At 49.6% G+C, this 21,324-nt stretch carries 16 protein-coding genes; 6 read left to right on the top strand and 10 right to left on the bottom strand.

Annotated elements, in window-relative coordinates; translation table 11 throughout:
- Positions 1-131: 131 nt before the first annotated feature.
- From kdsA to PKI34_11160, 3 genes are all read right to left on the bottom strand, one after another.
- Complete coding sequence (kdsA, locus tag PKI34_11170; protein HNS18371.1) at positions 132-947, bottom strand: 3-deoxy-8-phosphooctulonate synthase; 816 nt, start codon at positions 945-947, stop codon at positions 132-134.
- Positions 948-1,068: 121 nt separating this feature from the next.
- Positions 1,069-2,343 (bottom strand): replication-associated recombination protein A, encoded by a 1,275-nt coding sequence (locus tag PKI34_11165; protein ID HNS18370.1) that lies wholly within the window; start codon positions 2,341-2,343, stop codon positions 1,069-1,071.
- Positions 2,344-2,349: 6 nt separating this feature from the next.
- Complete coding sequence (locus tag PKI34_11160; protein HNS18369.1) at positions 2,350-2,673, bottom strand: rhodanese-like domain-containing protein; 324 nt, start codon at positions 2,671-2,673, stop codon at positions 2,350-2,352.
- A gap of 218 nt (positions 2,674-2,891) precedes the next feature.
- Here PKI34_11160 and PKI34_11155 point away from each other — a divergent pair, with 218 nt between their 5' ends.
- Positions 2,892-4,880, top strand: coding sequence for a M1 family aminopeptidase (locus PKI34_11155; GenBank protein HNS18368.1), 1,989 nt, complete (start codon positions 2,892-2,894; stop codon positions 4,878-4,880).
- Here PKI34_11155 and PKI34_11150 read toward each other — a convergent pair.
- The 6 genes from PKI34_11150 to PKI34_11125 form a co-directional block, all read right to left on the bottom strand.
- Complete coding sequence (locus PKI34_11150) at positions 4,873-5,862, bottom strand: inorganic phosphate transporter (GenBank protein ID HNS18367.1); 990 nt, start codon at positions 5,860-5,862, stop codon at positions 4,873-4,875. The two genes, PKI34_11155 and PKI34_11150, sit on opposite strands and share 8 nt — an antisense overlap.
- 16 nt (positions 5,863-5,878) lie before the next feature.
- Entirely contained in the window at positions 5,879-6,526 is a 648-nt protein-coding gene (locus PKI34_11145; GenBank protein HNS18366.1) for a DUF47 family protein, read from the bottom strand.
- Between the two features lie 151 nt (positions 6,527-6,677).
- On the bottom strand, positions 6,678-7,844 hold the full coding sequence (locus PKI34_11140) for an MFS transporter (protein ID HNS18365.1): 1,167 nt from the start codon (positions 7,842-7,844) through the stop codon (positions 6,678-6,680).
- Positions 7,845-7,882: 38 nt separating this feature from the next.
- Positions 7,883-8,569 carry an SDR family NAD(P)-dependent oxidoreductase gene (locus tag PKI34_11135; GenBank protein ID HNS18364.1) on the bottom strand — a complete coding sequence of 229 codons (687 nt, stop codon included), beginning with the start codon at positions 8,567-8,569 and terminating at the stop codon, positions 7,883-7,885.
- Positions 8,570-8,608: 39 nt separating this feature from the next.
- Positions 8,609-9,493: a GPP34 family phosphoprotein gene (locus PKI34_11130; protein ID HNS18363.1), complete on the bottom strand. Its 885-nt coding sequence runs from the start codon at positions 9,491-9,493 to the stop codon at positions 8,609-8,611.
- A 56-nt stretch (positions 9,494-9,549) separates the two neighbouring features.
- Positions 9,550-11,382, bottom strand: a complete 1,833-nt coding sequence (locus PKI34_11125) for a carbon starvation protein A (protein HNS18362.1) — start codon at positions 11,380-11,382, stop codon at positions 9,550-9,552.
- A gap of 182 nt (positions 11,383-11,564) precedes the next feature.
- On the opposite strand from PKI34_11125, the gene PKI34_11120 reads away from it, so the two are divergent.
- The 5 genes from PKI34_11120 (at position 11,565) to PKI34_11100 (ending at position 18,397) form a co-directional block, all read left to right on the top strand.
- Positions 11,565-12,683, top strand: a complete 1,119-nt coding sequence (locus tag PKI34_11120) for a hypothetical protein (protein HNS18361.1) — start codon at positions 11,565-11,567, stop codon at positions 12,681-12,683.
- Positions 12,684-12,841: 158 nt separating this feature from the next.
- Positions 12,842-14,179, top strand: a complete 1,338-nt coding sequence (locus PKI34_11115; protein ID HNS18360.1) for an MFS transporter — start codon at positions 12,842-12,844, stop codon at positions 14,177-14,179.
- 73 nt (positions 14,180-14,252) lie between these two features.
- Positions 14,253-14,879 (top strand): hypothetical protein, encoded by a 627-nt coding sequence (locus tag PKI34_11110; protein ID HNS18359.1) that lies wholly within the window; start codon positions 14,253-14,255, stop codon positions 14,877-14,879.
- Between the two features lie 210 nt (positions 14,880-15,089).
- Positions 15,090-16,526 (top strand): glycosyl hydrolase 53 family protein, encoded by a 1,437-nt coding sequence (locus PKI34_11105; protein ID HNS18358.1) that lies wholly within the window; start codon positions 15,090-15,092, stop codon positions 16,524-16,526.
- Between the two features lie 560 nt (positions 16,527-17,086).
- Positions 17,087-18,397, top strand: coding sequence for an OmpA family protein (locus tag PKI34_11100; GenBank protein ID HNS18357.1), 1,311 nt, complete (start codon positions 17,087-17,089; stop codon positions 18,395-18,397).
- A gap of 54 nt (positions 18,398-18,451) precedes the next feature.
- Here PKI34_11100 and PKI34_11095 read toward each other — a convergent pair whose 3' ends face one another.
- Positions 18,452-21,232: an FISUMP domain-containing protein gene (locus PKI34_11095; GenBank protein ID HNS18356.1), complete on the bottom strand. Its 2,781-nt coding sequence runs from the start codon at positions 21,230-21,232 to the stop codon at positions 18,452-18,454.
- Positions 21,233-21,324 lie beyond the last annotated feature (92 nt).

The raw sequence follows: 21,324 nt of genomic DNA, 5'->3' as shown, positions 1-21,324 counted from the left end.
AGGAGAGAGGAGAAAGGAGAGAGGAGAGAGGAGAAAGGAGAGAGGAGAAAGGAGAGAGGAGAAAGGAGAAAGGAGAAAGGAGAGAGGAGAATTAGATTGCAGATTGCAGATTACAGTTTGCAGTTTGCCTTTTATGCCAGTGCCTTGCGTATTTTCAGCAACTTGAGCAATAAAGGTTCCAGCTGATCCAGCGGAAGCATGTTGGCTCCGTCGGATTTGGCGTGGGGGGGATCCGGATGGGTTTCAATGAAAATGCCATCCACCCCGGCGGCAACACCTGCTTTGGCAATCGTTTCGATCATTTCCGGCACTCCGCCTGTCACACCCGAAGACTGGTTGGGCTGTTGAAGGGAATGTGTGACATCAAGAACAACGGATACCCCCAGGCGTTTTATCACGGGTATGCTTCTGAAATCGACCACCAGATCCTGGTAGCCGAAGGTAGTACCTCGTTCCGTGACCATAATGGCATCATTACCTGATTGCCGTACTTTGTCGATGACGAACCGGATGGCATCGGGTGAAATGAACTGTCCTTTCTTGATGTTGACCCATTTATTCGTCCTGGCTGCTGCCAGGAGGATATCGGTTTGCCGGCACAGGAAGGCTGGGATCTGAAGGACGTCGACATAGCGGGCGGCGAGTTCGGCTTCTTCAGCCGAGTGGAAATCCGTAAGTGTGGGTATGTTGAGTTCCTTGCCCACGGCCTGGAGGATTTCCAGTCCTTTCAGGTCGCCTATCCCCGTGAAGGAATCCAGACGGGAGCGGTTCGCTTTCCGGTAAGAGGCCTTGAAAATATAGGGTATTTCAAGCCTTTGCGTGATGTCGTTCACCTGCTGTGCGATGTTGAAAGGCATGATGCCATCTTCGACCACGCAAGGCCCGGCGATCAGGAAGAAGGTGCCTTTTTCGGTATGTTGGATCTTTGGGAGGGTTTGAAGGTTCATAATCTAAATTGTCAAATTGTCAAATTGTCAAATTGTTAAATTACCTTCTTCCTGACTGCTGATCCCCGCTTCGTTTCACTCGCGGGGACTGACTGCTGACAGCTGACTGCTGACTGCTTCCCTAGTACCCGTATTTCGACTTCCATAATGACCTGAGCCATTGACGGATATCATTTTCCCGGGTGTTATTTTGCGGATCATAGAGTTTGGTTCCTTTGATCTTTTCAGGAAGAAATTCCTGCTCCACGAAGTTCTGCGCATAATCGTGTGCATACTTATAATTTTTTGCATAACCAATCTCCTTCATCAGTTTCGTCGGGGCGTTCCGGATGTGCAGGGGGACAGCCAGGTCTCCGGTCTGCCGCACCAGTTCGGAGGCTTTTTCGATGGCCAGGTAGGAGGCGTTGCTCTTGGGAGAGGAGGCCAGGTAGATCGTAGTCTGGGAGAGAATGATCCGGCATTCGGGGTAGCCGGTCTTGTTGACGGCCTCAAAGCAGGCATTGGCCAGCAGAAGCGCATTCGGGTTGGCGTTACCGATATCTTCTGACGCGAGGATGACCAGGCGCCGCGCGATGAATTTCGGGTCTTCCCCGGCTTCAATCATTCGGGCCAGCCAGTAAACGGCACCGTTCGGATCGCTGCCCCGCAGGGATTTGATAAAAGCGGAAATGATATCAAAATGCATTTCACCCTGTTTGTCGTACAGGGCAAGATTTTGCTGGATCACCTCAACGGTTTTGTCGTTGGTGATCTCGACCACGGCCTGCCGTGGTTGTTCTGCATTCAGGATCAGCTCAATGGCGTTAAGAAGTTTCCGTGCATCCCCGCCGGAAATCCTCATCAGGGCTTCGTCTTCTATGACCCTGACTTCGGTATGATCATGCTCCCTGATATAAGAACAGGCACGCTGCAACAGGGTTTGCAGGTCGTTTTTACCGAAAGCTTTCAGGATATAGACCTGGCAACGTGAAAGAAGAGGCGCGATCACTTCAAAGGAGGGATTTTCGGTGGTCGCTCCGATGAGGGTTATGATCCCTTTTTCAACGGCACCGAGCAAGGAATCCTGCTGAGATTTGCTGAAGCGGTGAATTTCGTCAATGAACAGGATAACCCGGTTTTCAGTGTCGGTGGCCAGGTCGATCACCTGTCTGACTTCCCTGACGCCTGAATTGACCGCACTCAGGGTATGGAACGGGCGGTTCAGTTGCCTGGAAATGATATACGCCAGGGTGGTCTTGCCGACACCCGGAGGACCCCACAGGATCATCGAGGGCAGGTTTCCCGTCCGGATGGCCCTTCTGAGGATTGAATTTTCTCCGGTAAGGTGCTTCTGCCCGAGAAATTCCTCAAGGGTTGACGGGCGGAGTTGTTCAGCAAGTGGTGGGAGTGTTGCCATGGATCGTCAGATTAAATCAAGCATCCACCGGTCGATCTCTTTTGCCCAGGCATAAATGCCATCTTCCAAAAGGAGCAGGTTCCTGATGTTGTGGTCTGATTCCAGCGCCGCTACCACAGAAGGACCCTTGGTACCGTAACGGCAATAAATGACCACAGGGATTTCCTTCCCAATCTGGTTGAGATGGTCGAAGATATGTTTCCCGGGGATACAGATGGAACCAGGGATATGACACACCTTATAATCAGTGGGTTCCCTGATGTCGATGATCTGCAGAGGTTCTCCCGAATCGATTCTTCTCCTTAACTCCTGAGCGGTGATTGTTTTCATAAAATATTCCCCTTTAATCCGGAACTTCTTACAGGGATTGTTTTACGATGTTTTTGATGATGCGCCACTCTGACCACGCTCTGCAAAGGTACACATAACTGTCCATCAAATGTTATGGCGGAAGTATAATGTTAATGCAGCGGTATGCATAAACGCTTATTTTTGCAGTATATTTCCGTATCAGGCGATTTCCTGATCCATCCTTTAACGTTACAAAGATGATTAAACGAATCTCCATTATCACCGTAATCTTTCTGACCGGCTTGTCATTCACTTTATCGCAACCGGTATTTCAAAGTGGAGGCGAATACTGTTCACGGGCAAAGTCATCCAGGCCGGCCATCCAGATGCCAAGGGGCCTCAATTCACCAAGACACACCTACGATGTACTCGAATATAAGCTTGACCTGGATCTCTATGATAATTTCGTCAGTCCTTATCCCAAGTCATTCTCCGCCAGTAATGTCATCCATCTGAAAGTGGATACGGTACTGAATCACATCAAGCTGAATGCATCCAGTTTTTCCCTGCAGATCGATTCTGTAGGAATGGCAGGAATATTTTACGAACATGCTGACGACACGCTCAGGGTCGACCTGGATCGGATGTATTACCCCGGCGATTCGCTTTATGTCAAGATCTTCTATACCCATAAAAACGTCATCGATCATGCTTTTTACACAGGCAATGGAATGGTCTTTACAGATTGTGCCCCGCAGGGGGCCCGAAAGTGGTTTCCCTGCTGGGATCAGCCAACGGATAAGGCCAGGCTGGATCTGACAGCAAAGGTGCCCGCCATGGCAAAATTGGGCTCTAACGGACGGCTGGCCGATTCGGTCCAGGTTGCTGATACGATATGGTATCACTGGATTTCGAAGGATCCGGTTTCCACCTACCTGATCGTCATGGCCGGACGGAATAACTACAACCTGGATATTGTTTACTGGCACAGGTTATCAAATCCCCAGGACAGCCTGCCGGTGCGGTTCTACTATAACCCCGGTGAAAATCCGGCCGGGATCAAGAACATCATATCATCCTTGCTCACATTTTATGCTGAAACCTTCGGCGACCATCCTTTTGAGAAGGATGGCTTTGCGACGTTGAATAGCCAGTTCCCCTGGGGGGGCATGGAAAACCAGACCCTGACCTGCCTCTGCCGGAACTGCTGGAATGAGATGCTGGTAGTTCATGAATTATCCCATCAGTGGTTTGGTGACATGATCACCTGCGGCACCTGGGCCGACGTGTGGCTGAATGAGGGATTTGCTAATTTCAGTGAAGCACTCTGGAGGGAGGAAAAAGATGGATATGAAGCGTATATGGATGAAATTGAGTCCAATGCCTCCAGTTATCTGAACGGGAATCCGGGCTGGCCAATCTATAATCCTTCATGGGCCTTTGATCCTCCTGATGTTGATATCCTGTACAACTATGCCATCACCTATGCCAAGCCTGCTTGCCTGCTGCATTTGTTTCGTTATGTGGTTGGTGATTCCCTGTTTTTCCAATGTGTCTACCAGTATGCCCAGGATACGGCCAATTTCCGCTATCAGTCAGTCGTCACGGATGATTTTATCGCCAAGATGAACCAGGTGACGGGCCAGGATTATTCGTGGTTCTTTCATCAGTGGCTCACCTATCCGAACCATCCTGAGTATGTCAATACCTATACGTTCACGCACCTCGGGGATCAACAATGGAGGGTATGGTTCAGGGCAAGCCAGGTGCAGCCTGAGGAGTATTTTTTTGTCATGCCGCTGGAGCTTCGGATCGTGTTCACGGATGGTTCAGATACGTTGGTGAAGGTGCTCAATTCGGTGAATGACCAGGAATACGTTATTGATGTCATAAAACAACCTGAGCAGCTCTTCTTTGATCCCGCCAACCAGATTGTGCTGAAAGAAGCTTCCACGACGGTTGGTACAGAAGAACGAATGCTGACCGGGAGAAAGCTGGAGTATCTTCTTCATCCCAATCCCGTGGATCGCTCAGCCCTTTTACAGGTTCACCTGCCCGAAACGGGTTATTTCAGGCTAATCCTGCTGGATGCGAAGGGGCAGATCGTTAAGGTTATCTTGAACGAGAGGCGGCCTGCAGGAGAGCAAAGGATCCCTGTTGACAGCAAGGGGCTGGCCCCGGGTGTTTATTTTTTAAAAATGGAATCCGGAACCGGGAGTGCTTCTGCAAAGATGATCATCAGATAAACAGGCGGATGATGCTGTAAACCCCTGCAGCAACCGCCATACTGCCCGGAATGGTCAGGATCCAGGCGATGATGATATTCCCTGCGATGCCCCATCTGACCGAAGAAAGCCGTTTGGTCATCCCCACCCCGATGATGGCGCCGGTGATGGTATGGGTCGTACTGACCGGTATGCCACCCAGTGAACTCCCAATAATGGTCAACGCACCGGCTGTTTCGGCACAGAATCCCTGGAAAGGTTTTAAGTTGGTCAGGGATAATCCCAGTGTTTTGATGACCCTCCATCCACCGAGCAGTGTCCCCAGGGAGATGGATGAATAAGCGGCAATGATTACCCAGGTAGGTATATGGAATTCAGAGCCAAGGTGCCCGGATGTATAAAGCAAAACAGCGATGATACCCATGGTTTTTTGTGCGTCGTTGGTGCCGTGGCCAAGGCTGAAAACTGCAGAGGAGAACAGCTGTAATCCCCGGAACAGGGAATCCACCCTTCGTGGGGAATATTTTCGGAAAATAAAGAGCGTTAGCAGTGAGATCAGGTATGAAAGTATCAAGCCGATCAGGGGTGAGAGTACGATAAAGAGGACGATCAATGTGATCCCTTTCGCGTAAATGGCATCCACCCCACCCACGATCAAAGCGGGGCCAATCAGTCCGCCGATCAAGGCGTGGGAAACGGAAATCGGGAACCCGAAGTGAGTGCAGGTATAGGTCCAGATGATCGCTCCCACAAGTGCTGAGAAGATCAGGTATTTGTTGACCATATCCGGATCGACGATGCCCTTTCCAATGGTGGTTGCCACATGGACTCCGAAGATGAAGACAGCGGCAAAATTGAAGAAGGCGGCCCAGGCAACACCCAGTATGGGTGACAGGACCTTGGTGGAAACCACTGTGGCTATGGAGTTGGCTGCGTCATTCATCCCGTTCAGGAAGTCGAACAACAATGCCAGGATGATGGTGATGATGACGAGTGTATCCATACGGGTCTGCTTATGTTCAGGCTACTTTAAGAATGATCGTCCTCAGAACGTCAGCAACATCTTCCAGCCGGTCAGCAGCCCGTTCCATGGTCATAATGATCTCTCTTTTCTTGATGAGCTCGATGGCGTCTTTTTCATTATCAAAAAGATCAGAAAGAAATGTATGATACAGATCGTCGGCCCGATTTTCGATTTCATTGATGAGAATGCAGGCACTGGAAATTTTTTCAGGTTTTTTCAGGTTTTTAAGTTCCTTGACCGCCACATGGTATGCCGAAACTCCTTCGATCAGCAAATCCGTGAACTTAACAAACTCAGGCGGGAACATTTTGGGTTTATACAACCGGATCCGCTGGCTGGAGCCATTAATGAAATCCAGAACGTCATCGGTCGTTGAGGCCAGCTTATGGACATCTTCCCGGTCGAACGGTGTGATGAAGGTCTTGTCGAGTTCATCGAAGATCCGGTGAGCGACTTCATCGCCCCTGGTTTCCAGTTCTTTGATATAGGTGAAAAGCACCTCCCTTTCCCCGGGGGCATCGGTGATGAATACTTTACGCAGGGTGACGGCAGCTTCCAGAGTAAGCGCCGCTGCTTCCTCATACATCGGGAAAAATTTCTTTTCCGTGGGAACCAGTTTTCTGAAAAATGTTTGAAAGCTCATGATCCGGGTTCAGGTGAAAAATGAATACGTTCCAGGTCGGATAATCCTTTAAGGGGTTTAAAGATAGCAAGAGGTGCCGAACAAGCACCATTGAATTCGGACATTTTATTCACAAAATAACAACAGGGAGCAGGAAGTCACTGTAAAAGAATCATTTGACTTTTTTGGGACTGCGTTTGATCATCAGCACAAAAGGTACAGCCAATGGTGATAAATAAGCGGCAATATGAAATGCCTGTTCTATGCCCACCCAGTCTGACAATCCGCCAATGACCAGTGATGCCAGGGAGGAGCTTTCGGAGCTGATGCTCATGAAGAGTCCATTGACAAATGCCTGCCTTACCCTGGCCCTGTCCTGCACCAGTGCCAGTAGAACGGGTGTGATGCCCAGCAGAAAAAATCCCATGAGAATCAGGAACAAGATCATCATCCATCCGTGGGATTTTAAGAATCCCAGCATCAGAAACGGAGCGGAAGCCGTCATGATGAGAAGTGCATTTCGGCGTCCCATTTTATCGGAAATGGAACCCCAGAAAAGGGTTCCTGCAGCTGCAGCGATCTCAACGACGGAAAGATAAACGGTTCCCTTTTGCCATCCTACCCCAATGACTTCCATGTAGGTTGGAAGAAAAATGGTTATGGATACACGCAAAATGGAGCGAAATGTAAGGATACCGATGATGATTAAAAAAAGAGGAAGGTGTTCCTTAAAGGTTGCCCATAGTCCTGTAGTAACGTTCTGGCTGGTGGTGGCATGAACGGAGTCCCCGGTTTTGAGCCTGAAATAAAGAATTACGGAAGCCAGGATGCCAAAGGGTATCAGCCTGTAGGTTCCTTCTGCACCCCAGAGGGAGATGGCTCCGAGGATGATCAAAGGGCCAAGGGTACGGGCAATTTCTCCGCCAAACATATACCAACTCATTCCTTTTCCCAGCTTATCACCCGATACCTGTCGGATCATCACAGGTGTGGGAACATGAAAAAAAGAGGAGCCGATCCCTGCAACCAGGAGCAGAATGGCAGCGAAGACATACCCCGGAGAGGCTCCCAGAAGGCTCATGGCTATTCCAGTGATGGCTGGTGCAATAATGATGAATATCCGCACATTCACCCGATCGGCCCAAATACCCAGAAATGGATTCAGCAGGTTGGGAATTTGTTGGAACAGGGTCAGCAAAGCTGCCAGCGAATAACTCATGGAGAACCTCTGAATGAGCAAGGGCAAGATCGGGGCAGTAAACGAGGAATAGATATCATGAAACAAATGACCTGCCGATATGCTCAATACGTTTAAAGTCTGGAATTTTTTTTTCTCCATGATCAACGGGAGTATGCTTTCTGATTCCTGTTGCCCTGTCAGTGTTTGTCGATGATCATCACCCTATGCTGAAGCATCTTTCCTGTTTCCGACAAACAGAAAGCAATGGTCTCAGCAATGTTTTGAGGAGGAACCCACCTGGTAAAGTCCGCATCGGGCATGGCCCTGCGGTTGGCAGGGGTGTCAATCGTGCCCGGCACGATCACCGCAGCCCTGATCTTTTTATCCCTGCCTTCCGCATCGATGAACTCCGCCAGTTTCACCACCATGGCTTTGCTCAGGGAGTAGGCAAAGAAGTTGATCCCTTCCGAAGAATTGATCGCTGGCCGGGAGCCAATGAGAATGAACTGTCCCCCTTCGGGTTTATGTTCAAAGAATGAGACCATCGGACGCACCATATGAAAAGCAGAGTGAAAATTCAGCCGGATCATATCCTCCAGCATCCTGTCGCTGGTGTGTTGCAGTTTCCCTGTGGCAAATCCTCCCACCAGCAGTACGGCGGCCACAACATCCGGATACCGGTCTGTCACTGTGGCAACCAGGTTACCCGTTTGTTCTTCATCCATCAGATCCGCTTCGTGGACGACCAGTCCCCGGTGAGCAGTCAACTGTCCGGCTCCTCCGGGTCCTGTGATGGCAATAACCTGATATCCACTATTCAGCAGGTGTTCTGTAACAACCAGGCCAAGGTTGCCGTTGGCCCCTGTAATGATGATCGTTGGCATGGTTATAAGCATTATTTTTAATTTACGGGCAAACCGGATTCACTGACCGGGAAATGACCAGAATTTCAGTCCATATTTCCCGGTACTGGTATTGTAAACAATTTCGTTGGTCCCTGTTTCTTCAATGTAAGCAAGTGTTTTTCCGTACTGTTCAGTCCCTTTTCTCAACCAGTGGGGAAGGTCTTCATCTTTTTCGATCTGGAACAGGGACTTCATTTCCTCTACCAGTTCATCCATTTTTTCTTCCGCGGATTTCATTCCCAGCAGTTCTTTTGCATGCATGGTGGCCACTACCACGAATGCCAGTTCTTTCACTGATCTGGAAATGGCCTGTCCGATGAGGTCCATTTTAGCCAGCTGTTCAATCCTGTTTTGGTAATTCAGGATCTCTTCATCCGTGAAAATAAAATTCAGCAGGTCGCCATAGTAGGCAAGGCTCACGATCACCATATCGCGGAGCTCCGGAAGGTCCTCACCGGTGACCAGGTCCCTGACCCTGGACTTGATTTCTTTCACTTCTCCTCCTTCAGCCACAGGGTACTTTTTTGTTTTAAATCCGGGGAAAATACGTTCTTTCCTTACCTGGAGGACGTTTTTACGGATCAGGCTTTCCAGGATGACCTGCCTGATCCTGTCGGAATATTCGGTGATCCTGATGATCCAGTAGGAGATGGTTTCCTTTTTTTGGGATGCAATGATCCAATCCATGATCTCATCCAGCAGGGCATCTCCGGTAGGGACCTTCTGATCCGGGAAGACATACTCCAGGTCAGAGTCAATGCGGTTGCGCAGGGCCAGCTCCATGAGTATGGCCGCTGAGAGCGTGACTTCGAATTTTTTATGTTTGAAATCGATTTTCTGCCCGCCTTTTTCGTGGATGGGTAGTAAATACACCTCTTCGGGGATTGTCAGGAAGCTTTTCATGGTTCGATGGATTGCATACAGGGAATATCAGTCGGTGTTTATTGTTTGAATTTCATTCAATCAGGGAATCGCTGCAAAGAGGGTCGCTGCTGTTTTGCTGCACGGATCCACAGGGGCAATGAATCCCAGACAATGATGAACAGGCAGGTCATGATAACGATCGTGAGCAGCAAATTGATGAGTCCCTGGAGAAATTGATCCGGTTGAGAAAGCATAGGGACATAGATTCCGGTCATGTTTTTGATACAGGCGACACAGGTGGTTATGCCTACGAATGCCATTGGGATCAAGGTGACCCAGGCGTACCTGATCTTGCCCCGGTTGACGATATAGGTTGTGCCCACTGCCAGTGCAATGGTGGCCAGCAGCTGGTTGGCACTGCCGAACATAGGCCATATCGTTGCCACGCTTCCCGTGTAGATGAAATAAGCCCAGCAAAAAACCACGGCACCGCTGGCGATCAGGTTACCGGGCAACCAGTTGGTTCGTCCGAATGGTTTGTAAACCTTTCCCAGGGTTTCCTGCAGGATGAAGCGGGCGATTCGCGTTCCGGCGTCGATGGTTGTCAGGATGAACAACGCTTCAAACATGATCGCAAAGTGATACCAGTACGACATCAGCCCTTTCAAGCCCGGTATGGCGGAAAAGATCTGGGCCATTCCCACGGCCAGGGAGACTGCCCCGCCCGTCCGGCCAGCGACATTTTCGCCCACTTCCGCCGAAAGTGTGGTCAGATCTGACTCGATGAATCCCATGGCCTGGAGCTGTGGAAGGATCTGCTGGAATTTTTCGGGTGAAACGTTGATCTGAAAATAATCGAGGGGATACAGGCTTGCAGCGGCAATCAGTGCCAGGATGCTGACGATTCCCTCTGAAAGCATTGCCCCAACGGCGATAGGTTTGATATGCGTTTCTTTCATGATCATCTTCGGAGTGGTTCCGGAGCTGACCAGGGCATGAAATCCCGAAATGGCACCGCAGGCGATCGTAATAAACAGGTAGGGGAAAAGGGTACCGGGTATGACCGGGCCGTTTCCTTTGATAAAAGCCGTGAAGGCAGGCATCTTCATGTCAGGCATGACAATGATGATGCCCAGTGCCAGCATTGCCACCACACCCAGCTTCATGATCGAACTCAGGTAGTCGCGCGGTGACAATAGCAGCCAGACAGGAAGGACCGAAGCAATGAAACCGTAACCGGCCAGAAGAAGGGTCAATGTCTTATGATCAAACGTAAACCAGTGGGCGATGGAAGATTCCGGAATGTGCTTGCCGAAAATGACGGCTAATGTCAGCATAATGACTCCCATTACCGTGGCTTCAACCGTTTTTCCTTTCCTGAACCGGAACATCCACAGTCCCATGAAAATGGCAATCGGAATCGTGGCGGCGATCGTGAAGGTTCCCCACGAACTTTCCGAAAGGGCATTGACCACCACCAGTCCCAGCCCTGCCAGGGCTACAATGATAATCAAAAGTGTAGCAAGTGAAGCCGTAATCCCACTCGATACTTTTTTGATCTCATCCCTGGCAATTTCGGCCAGTGAACGCCCATCGTGGCGGATGGACGCAGTCAGGATCACCACATCGTGAACCGATCCGGCCATCACGGCTCCAATAAGCATCCACAGAAAACCCGGAAAATAACCAAACTGGCAGGCCAGTACAGGACCCACCAGCGGGCCGGCACCGGCAATGGCAGCAAAGTGATGGCCAAACAATACCCACTTGCTCATCGGGTAATAGTTCTGCCCGTCATAGAGCCGCCCCGAAGGGGTGATTTTCCGGTCATCCAGCGAAAGGACTTTCGCGGTGATGAAACTGAAGTAGAAGCGGTAAGCAAGCGCAAACAAGACCAGTGCAGCTATCACCAGCGGCATCGCATTCATGGGAAAGCATTTTATGCCTTCAAATATAAAGTTTTTAAACTTTTCAGAATGAATGATCTTAACTATCGTGAGAAAAATTTGAAATTAGCTGGTCAAGTTTTATACATTTGTACGCTTTACTGCCGTGGAAGGAATCATTTTGAGAGTAGTTCAGTCTGTAATGCTGCTTAAAATCATCCATCATGAGCATCGAAATCCTGTCTGTGACTACCCGGAAAACCCTCCATGCCTTCATTCATCTTCCTTACATTCTTCACAAAAGCGACCCTCTTTGGGTGCCTCCGTTGCTGACAGACGAGTGGCAGTTTTTCAGTGCCAAAAAGAATCCTGCCTTCAAAAAGAATGATACGTTGCTGCTTCTGGCCAGAAAGGAAGGCAGGGAGGTGGGCCGTGTAATGGGTATTGTCAACAGGGAACGCAACCGTATGTTTCATGAACAAAATGCCCGATTTGGATTCCTGGAAAGCATTGAGGATGTAGAGGTGGTCAGTGCCCTTCTCGGCCGGATCGAAAGTTGGGCCCGGGATCTGGGAATGGCTAAACTGGTAGGGCCGATGGGTTTCAGTGACCAGGATCCGGAGGCATTCCTGATCGAAGGATTTGAATATGAACCTACCCTTTCGACCATCTATAATTTTCCCTATGTGCCTCAGCTTGTTGAAGCCTGCGGTTTTACCAAGGAGATCGATTATGTATGTTATGTGGTGGACCTCTCCCGGCCACTACCTGAATTCTATCAAAAGATCATCGATAAAATTACAGACAGGGGTGAATTCGCTTTTCAGAACCTGACAAAGCGTAAAGAACTGAAACCTTATGTTAAACCTGTACTTGAGCTGCTTAGCGAGACTTACATCGACCTGTATGGTTTTGTGCCGCTTTCGCACGAAGAAATAGATGCATTGGGTAAAAAATATGTTCCCATACTGGACCCGAGGCTGGTCAAGATCGGCTTGAAAGACAACCAGGTGATCGGATTCCTGATCGGGATGCCCAATCTGAACCGGGGATTCCGAAAGGCAAAAGGCCGGTTGTTCCCGTTTGGCCTTTTTTATCTTTTGCGGGAATCCAAACGCTCCAGGCAACTGGATCTGCTGTTGGGAGGAATCAAAAAGGAATACCGCAACATTGGGCTGGATGCCCTGGGAATGAACTGGATGATCCAAACGGCAAAAGAAATGGGATTCACCACCATTGACAGTCACAATGAGCTGGAAACCAACCTTGCTGTACGCGGTGAAATGGAGCGGTTGGGCGGAAAGCTGTGCAAGCGGCGCAGGATTTATCAGAAGGCGCTGTAAAGGTCGGCAGTCGGCAGTTGGCAATTGGCAGTCGGCAGCAGCCAGTAGCCAGTCGGCAGTAATAACCACGAATACAATGAATAACGCGAAGCGCTCCCGACTTTCGTCGGGATAAACTCCGGACCGAGCAAATAACAACAAATAACAACCTATCAGGATTGAAAAGAATCAAGGACGTTCTCGAATTCCGCAAGGGTGACAAGAAGGTGATCAGGGGATGGGTTGCCTACGATTGGGCCAATTCAGTGTACCAGCTGACCATCTCTTCCACTATTTTTCCGATTTATTACAATACCGTCACCCGGTCAGGTAATGACTTCACGGTATCTTTTTTCGGCGCGAAAGTCATCAATACGGTTTTATTTTCGTGGGCGATCGCTGCCGCTTACCTTGTCGTGGCTGCTTTTTCCCCTTTATTTTCCTCCATTGCTGACTATACGGGGCGGCGTAAAGCATTCATGCAGGCCTTTACCTGGATCGGCGCGCTATCGTGCGGCGCGCTGTTCTTTTTCAATTCGTCCAACGTGGAGCTTGGGATCATTGCCTTTGCGCTGGGAACGCTGGGGTATGGAGGAAGCATCGTCTTTTATAATTCTTTCCTGCCGGTCATCGCTGAATATAAGGACCAGGATCGTATCAGTGCCAGGGGATATTCGATGGGGTATCTTGGAGGCGTTGTTCTGCTGCTTTTTAACCTCTGGATGATCATGAAGCCTGAATTTTTTGGAATCGAAGGTGATAGCAGCCTGCCAGCCCGTATCTCCTTTCTTACCGTATTTTTATGGTGGATCGGGTTTTCGCAAATAACCTTCGCACGCCTGCCGAAGTACACTTACCGTAAGAGAGTGCAGCATGCAAATGTTTATACCAATGGTTACAAAGAATTACGGATGGTTTTTAATTACGTCCGCAAGTCATTTCAGTTGAGAACATACCTGACAGGTTTCTTTTTCATGATGATGGGACTGCTTACGGTCATGTTTATGGCTGCCACATACGGTGAAAAAGAGCTGGGATTCAAGGAGGATGTACTGATTCCCACCGTTTTGCTCATCCAGCTGGTAGGTATGCTGGGAGCCTGGTTATTTGCCCGACTGTCCGCCAGAATCGGCAACCTGAAGGCCCTGATTCTCGCCGTGGGTGCCTGGATCCTGATCTGTTTTGGTGCTTATTTTATAATGCATGTGGTTGGTTTTCTGATAGCTGCTTTCTGTATAGGCTTAGTCATGGGCGGGGCGCAGGCACTGGCACGCAGTACGTATTCAAAGATGCTTCCCGATACAACCGATCACACTTCGTTCTTCAGTTTTTATGATGTAATGGAGAAGCTGGCCACAGTGATGGGTACTTTCAGTTTTGGTGTCATCGAAGCTTTGACAGGTTCCATGCGTTTCTCGGTACTGGCAGTTGGGATTTTTTTTCTGATAGGGATCGTGTTTCTGTTGCTCCTGTTGATCAGGAAGCACCAGGAAAAAGTGCTCATCAAGGTGAGATAATCTTGGAATGAACACAATGTTCATGTATATTTAATCTGTTAATTTCTTTGTTCTAACTTAAAAATCAAATCCTATGAAAAGATTGACTTTTGTTGTGACAGTTGCCTTAGCATTCAGTACGGTTGCGTCATTTGCCCAGACCGAACAGGGCAAGTGGTTTCTGCAGGGCTCCAGCAACTTGAATTTTCAGATAGGAAAGGAAAAATACAAGCAGGGTGGAGACTCGCACGTATCGGACAACTATTTTACCTTTAACTTCACTCCCATGGCAGGGTATACGATCATCGACAACCTGCCGGTAGGGTTGTTTGTTGATTTTGCCAGTTCGAAGTATACGGATCCTGATGACAAGGATGATTTTTACCGGTCCACTGAATTTACAGTAGGCCCGTTTGTGCGGTATTACATTCTGGATTTGGATGGTTTCAAGCCTCTTGTTGAGGCGGCTGTCGGCATTGGTTCCCACTCGGATGCCTATGGCCCTGAAGATGATGACAAGGACAGCGGTGCTTTGCTTGAATACTGGCTGGGTGTGGGAGGCACTTATTTCCTGAACAACCACGTCGGGATCGACCTGGGCATTGGGTATGGCAACGAATCGTACAAGTATAAAGCAGAGGGAGACAGCGATGAGGATTACAAATATGTTTATGGCGGTATCTATTTTAACCTGGGTGTGGTGGTGATGCTGGGAGATTAATGACTGTCCCCGCTTTCGCGGGGATGACTGTCCCCGCTTTCGCGGGGATGACTGTCCCCGCTTTCGCGGGGATGACTGTCCCCGCTTTCGCGGGGATGACAGCCTGCTGGGATTGTCGATTGTCGATTGAGCGAATTTCGACGTTCGATATCGAATCTCGTTCAACCGGCAACCGCCCTATTATTGTACATTTGTATAAAAGTGGAGGACATGATTTTGAGAAACAAAACCCTTTATCTTTTATACATCGGTATAATCCTGATCTGCGTAAATACAAGCCTTCATGCTCAGCAGTTCTATTTTGGCGCCGACCTTTCCTATGTGAACGAGATGGAAGACTGCGGTGCCATTTACCTCGAAAATGGCTTTCCAGAGGATCCATACCAGCTCTTTGCGGATCATGACTGCAATCTGGTAAGGCTCCGGCTCTGGCACACACCTGACTGGTATGATAACCTGAACAGCGGGGTACGGTATTCAGATTTTCAGGATGTCAAAAAGAGCATTCACCGTGCCAGAGAAAGAGGCCTGCATGTTTTGCTGGATTTCCACCTGTCGGATAACTGGGCCGATCCTGGCAAGCAGCGTGTTCCGGATGCCTGGCTGGCTGTGGTGGATAATCTCCCGGTGCTGACAGATTCATTATACAATTATATATCGCATACGCTTCTCGACCTTGACCAGGAGGGGTTTTTACCTGAACTGGTACAGATCGGCAATGAAACTAACAAAGGGATCCTGCTTTCACCGGAAGACGATAATGCTGGATGGGTGCTGGACTGGGATCGTAACAGCCAGTTGTTCAACGCCGCTTTCCAGGCAGTCAGGGATGTGGAAACGCAGACCGGGAAAAGCATCCTGTCTGCCATTCATATCGCTGACCCTGCTGATGCTGCCTGGTTGGTTCCTGACTTCCTATCCCACGGCGTAACCGGCTTCGACATCATCGGGATCTCCTATTACTGGCAGTACCATAAGCCTGTGACCATTGCTCAGACAGGTGGCATCATCGCTAATCTGATCGCTGATTTTCCAGCCTACCGGGTGATGATCTTTGAAACTGGAGTTATTTGGACAACTCAGGGCACCGACAATGCGAACAATGTACTCAGTACCGTTGATCCGTCCTATACTCCTGCCAGTCCTGAGAACCAGAAGCAATGGATGATCGATCTGACACAGGAGGTGATCGACAGGGGCGGGAGCGGAGTGATCTACTGGGAGCCGGCCTGGGTGTCGTCCGATTGCTACACGCAGTGGGGAAAGGGGTCGCATTATGAGAACGCTGCTTTTTTTGATTTTGATAACCACCTGATCGACGATGGAGGAATCGGCTTTTTTCAGCACGATTATGAGAATCTTTCTGCCCGGAGTCCGATCGCGGTGGACCACGGGCTCGAAATTTCGTTTGACAGCAACCAGCGGAAGGTGGTTCTGAAATTCAGGAAAAGTGCCCCGGATGGAAGCTATACTGCGATGATCATTGATCAGGCGGGCAGAGGGATCTTTTCTAAGGTACTGGAAAAACATGGCGCCGTGCCATCGCAACAGACCGTTGATATTCCTGTCCTGTCTCCCGGATTCTATGTCATTGCTGTGTGGAAACAGAATACGATTGTTGCCAGGGAGAAGGTGATGATACAATAAGGTTGCTGGTTGCTTATTGAGCGATGTTCGATGTTCGAAAATTGACAATTGGGCAATTTTGAGCCAGATCCCCGCTTGCGCGGGGATGAGGTCCCCGCTTGCGCGGGGATGAGGTCCCCGCTTGCGTGGGGATGAGGTCCCCGCTTGCGCGGGGATGAGGTCCCTGCTTGCGCGGGGATGAGGCCCCCGCTTGCGCGGGGATGAGGTCCCCGCTTGCGTGGGGATGAGGCCCCCGCTTGCGCGGGGATGACGTATGTTGCGGGGAGAGAACGAGTGGGCGATAAAATTTGCAAGCAAATTTTATCGTCCACTCCCTTAAATCTCAGGATGTCGTCATCCCCGCGCAAGCGGGGATCTGCCAATGGAATTATCGATTGTCGATTGGACGATTTCCGGCGTTCGGCGTTCGAAATCGAAAACCGAAAATCGTGCAACCGACAATCGCCCCATCGCAAGGTTTATGGCACGATTTTTATTTCATAAACAACTCCCCGTTGGATTTTATGTTACATTAGCAAGAGTTTTAGTTACGCTCACTCAATGAGTAAATCGCTGCAATTATGAAAAATACTATTAAGCTGGTTATTTTGATCTGCCTGATGGCAATTTCAACCGGAGCCTCTGCCCAGATCGGCCTTGGAAAGAAAATCGCCGATAAAGTGAAGGACCGTACCGAGCAAAAGACAGATCAAGCCATCGACAAGGGACTTGACCAGATCGAAAAAGATATCGAAAATCCGCAGGGAGAGGAACAGCAAAAGCAGACCACTACCGAAAAGAAAGAACAGCAAAAACCCGCTGAACAACCTGCCCAGACCAAGACAGAGCCTGTCAGGACAGAAACTGCTCCCCAGGAACAGACTGCCCTGCAAACATACTCCAAATATGATTTCATACCTGGGGAAAAGGTGATCTGGTTTGAGGATTTCAGCCAGGATGCGGTGGGGGATTTTCCGGCTCTCTGGAACACAAATGGTTCAGCAGAAGTTGTGACCACGAATTTATTTCCGGGCAACTGGATGAAATTCGATGGAAGGGAAGCCATTTGGACAGATGCACTGCTCAACCTGCCCGATAACTACACACTGGAGTTCGATGTGATCCCTGTTAAAGATAAGGAAGGTCATGTGCCTGGATTTATGATGCGGTTGATGCAGGCTAAAAATGTAAAAGCGTGGGATGGAGGTACAGCCCCGGGAAATGGAGGGTTTCAGTTCCATACTGATTATGGCAGGCCTTTTTACAGCACGTGGCTGTATGGTACAGAATGCGAGCAGTTGAAAATAGATGGTCACAAGGATGATGAAATGTACAAACAAAAAGTTGACCAGAAATATCACATGGCCATTTGGGTACAGAAGTCCAGGCTTCGCTTATACCAGAATGAGTATAAAGTGTTTGATCTGCCAAAAGCTTTTCCGACAGGCTGTGTGAAGCCCGACAGGATCAGGTTTGAAAATGGTGCTGCCATGGTGACCAACATCCGCATCGCCGTCGGGGCACCGGATACACGCAACAAGCTGATCACCGAAGGCAAGCTGGTGACTTACGGCATCTATTTCGACGTAAACAAGGATATTGTGAAACCTGAGTCCTATGGCACACTGAAAGAAATTGCAGCGGCACTGACTGAAAATCCGGATGTACGCGTGAAGATCATTGGCCACACCGATTCCGATGGTGCAGATGCTGCTAACCTAGATCTTTCCAAACGCCGCGCTGCTTCGGTTAAAAATGAGCTGAGCAAAGGATTCGGAATAGATGCCTCACGTATGGAAACCGACGGCAAAGGGGAAACAGAACCCGTGGCTCCCAATGACACGCCTGCCAATAAGGCGCTGAATCGCAGGGTCGAGTTCCTCAAGCTGTAATGCTTGGATCCCCTCTTTCGCGGGGATGACGGTCAATTGATCAGGTAATCACTATTAGTCATCTTTGAGGCATCGCACACTGAATGCATCGACTTTATCGCACAGGAAACGGCTGATCCTGGCATCATTGTAATGCAGGTAGCGACTCCAGGCATTTATTTCGTTCTCCTGAGAGGATGACCAGAACGTACCGAGTGTATTCCTTTCTTCAAAGTCTCCGTCGTAGATGCTGCGGTAACCACCGGGCAGTCCTGTAAAGCCACTCGAATTTGTTGCCCCGGTGTTGGGATCGTCCCAATGGACGAATCCTGTCTCTTTCAGATTGCCTCCTGCATCCGAACCACACCAGCCGGTTTTGTTCCATTCCGGATCTCCTGCGGGAAATTCAGTGTCAACGGTTCCGGTAAGGATTTTCCACTCCGTGTCGGTGGGTATGTGCCAGTTTGGAGGACAGATGCCCTGCGTCCCTTCCTGGGTGACATAGTTCATGGCTTCAGGCCACTCATACAGTGCCCCGTAAACCATGCACTGGGCCGGATCATTGTTGTAGCAGTATTTCTCAATGGTATCGTTGTCGGTTTGCTGGTATCCCCCGGTTGTACTGTTCATGCGTATCCCAATGTTCAGGTTCTCAGCCATCCAGCATTGTGTACCGACCAGGACGGTGGCATAGGATTGACCATCACGGGAATCGGTCAATGGATCGCCGCAATTGAAAACAAAATTGACCTGTACAGTATCTACAGAACTTCCGCAATCATTGCTGATGGTCCAGGTAAGCACATAGGTGCTGTCAATTTGTCCCAGGAATCCACTTGCCGGATTCAGCGTATCCAGGATTGTGCCTCCGGTACCGTTGATCAGGAGCCATACTCCGGTACCATAGGCGGGTGTATTTCCCGTGAGGGTTGTGAATGTTCCCGGAACATCATTTTGATCAAGGCCGGCATCAGCCTGAGAGGGCGGTGGCCAGCAGCCTCTTATGCAGCGAATCGAATGACCCGGGTGTTCGTAACTGTAACTATACCGCAGTATGTTGCTGTGCTGGAAATCCAGTAATCGTAAAATGATGAATTCCATCTCTGTTCGGGTTGATGTCCAGAAATAGGCAGAACTGTCCATCTCATCAAAGAGCCCGGTGATCTGGTCCCTGATCCCTGCAGGCAGCGCCGTGAATCCATATTTATTGGTTGCACCTGTATTGGGTTCGCTCCAGAGGCCGGTCGTATCTTTCAGCTGTCCTCCGGCATCCAGCCCCCGCCACCAATCTTTATCCCATTCAGGATCTCCGAATGGGTACTGACTGTCGGCGTGGGCTTCGAGCACACTCCATTCGTGGTTGGTCGGAATATGCCAGCCGAGCGGACAAATGCCCTGAGTACCCTCTGCGACCACATATTGCATGGCCTCATCCCACTGATAAAGACCGCCATAGATTGAGCAAAGAGCGGTATCGTTGTTGTAACAGTACTTCTCGATGATTCCATTGTTCGATTGTTCGATTGTTCCGGGAACCAGCGTGCCAATATCCAGGTTTTCCTTCAACCAGCACTGGTTTCCAATCCTGACCGTGTTATAGGTTCGACCTGCGTAGGTTACTGTCGGAAGGCCCGGGCAGGGAAGGCCCGGGACCTCGGAAAAGCTGACAAAGACGGTATCCGTTGAACTTCCGCATATTGTGCTGATTGTCCAGGTCAACGCATATTCGTGAAATTCCAAACCCTGAAAACCGCTCACCGGGTTGAGCGTATCGGCCAGGATGCCTCCGGTGCCGCTGATTATTTTCCAAACACCAGTGCCACAGTCCGGAACGTTTCCCGACAGGGTTGTATAAGTATCCTGGAGATCAAGCTGGTCTGGTCCCGCATCGGACTGGGAAGGCTGAGGTTCGCAATCTTTCAGGCAGCGGACGGAGTAACCATTCGCCTTGCTGGTGTGTGTCCTGGTCAGGTCATCGCTTGTGTAGCTCATATAGCGGTCAAATCCATCCATGGCATCAAAAAATGAGGAGGACCATAGTATACCAAATTTTCCAAGGTCGGTGAAATTTCCTGTTGTATTCAGCCTGTACCCACCGGGAAGGCCCGTAAAACCACTTTCATTCGTGGCACCGGTATTTGGAGGATTCCAGTGTGTGGTGCCCACCTCTTTCATCGTTCCGCCTGCAACGTCCTGTCCTCCCAGAAAGTCGGCCAGTAGGACGAATTCCGCCTCTCGGGGGACATGCCATCCTGCGGGGCAGATACCCCGTGATCCTTCGGCACTCTGATAGTTCATCGCTTCTGACCATTGGTACAAGCCTCCGTACAGGTTGCAGTGAACGGGATCATTGTCATAACAGTACTTCTCAATGATGCCATTGTTCGATTGTTCGATTGTTCCGGTGGTCAACGTGCCGATACTCAGATTCTCCCTGAACCAGCACTGATCGCCTATCTGCACGGTTTCATAGATCTGTCCCCCGTACGAAACAGTAGGAATGCCCGGGCACGGAGCGCCCGGGGTTTCCATGATGATATTGACAATGCCGATGATGTCCAGAATATTGATGAGCCCATCCCCGTTTGCATCCGCTGCTTCCGGGTCGAAGGGATCCGGACTTTCACCCATGATATAGTTGACGGTCGTGATAATATCCAGTAAATTAACCTGTTCATCCCCGTTGGCATCCCCATAAAGGGTATAGATACATTCAGGAGGACTGGCCTTCGGTTCAAACAGGAATTCTGCCCTGGTACCTGAGTAGGTTGACCTTGAATGTGTTGCAGGAAGCCGGGTGGTATATGAGGCACCTACTACTGTCATAAGGGGAATGAGAAGTAGTGATTTTTTCATGGTTAAAATGATTTAGAAAATCAATGCCTAAAGATAGGAAAAATAGAAAAGCAATACAAAGGCAAGGTTCAACTTAATTGTCAGGTTGATGC

The organism is Bacteroidales bacterium (genome assembly GCA_035342335.1).
GTDB lineage: Bacteria > Bacteroidota > Bacteroidia > Bacteroidales > JAGONC01 > JAGONC01.
This window is presented reverse-complemented; position numbering and strand designations above follow the sequence as displayed.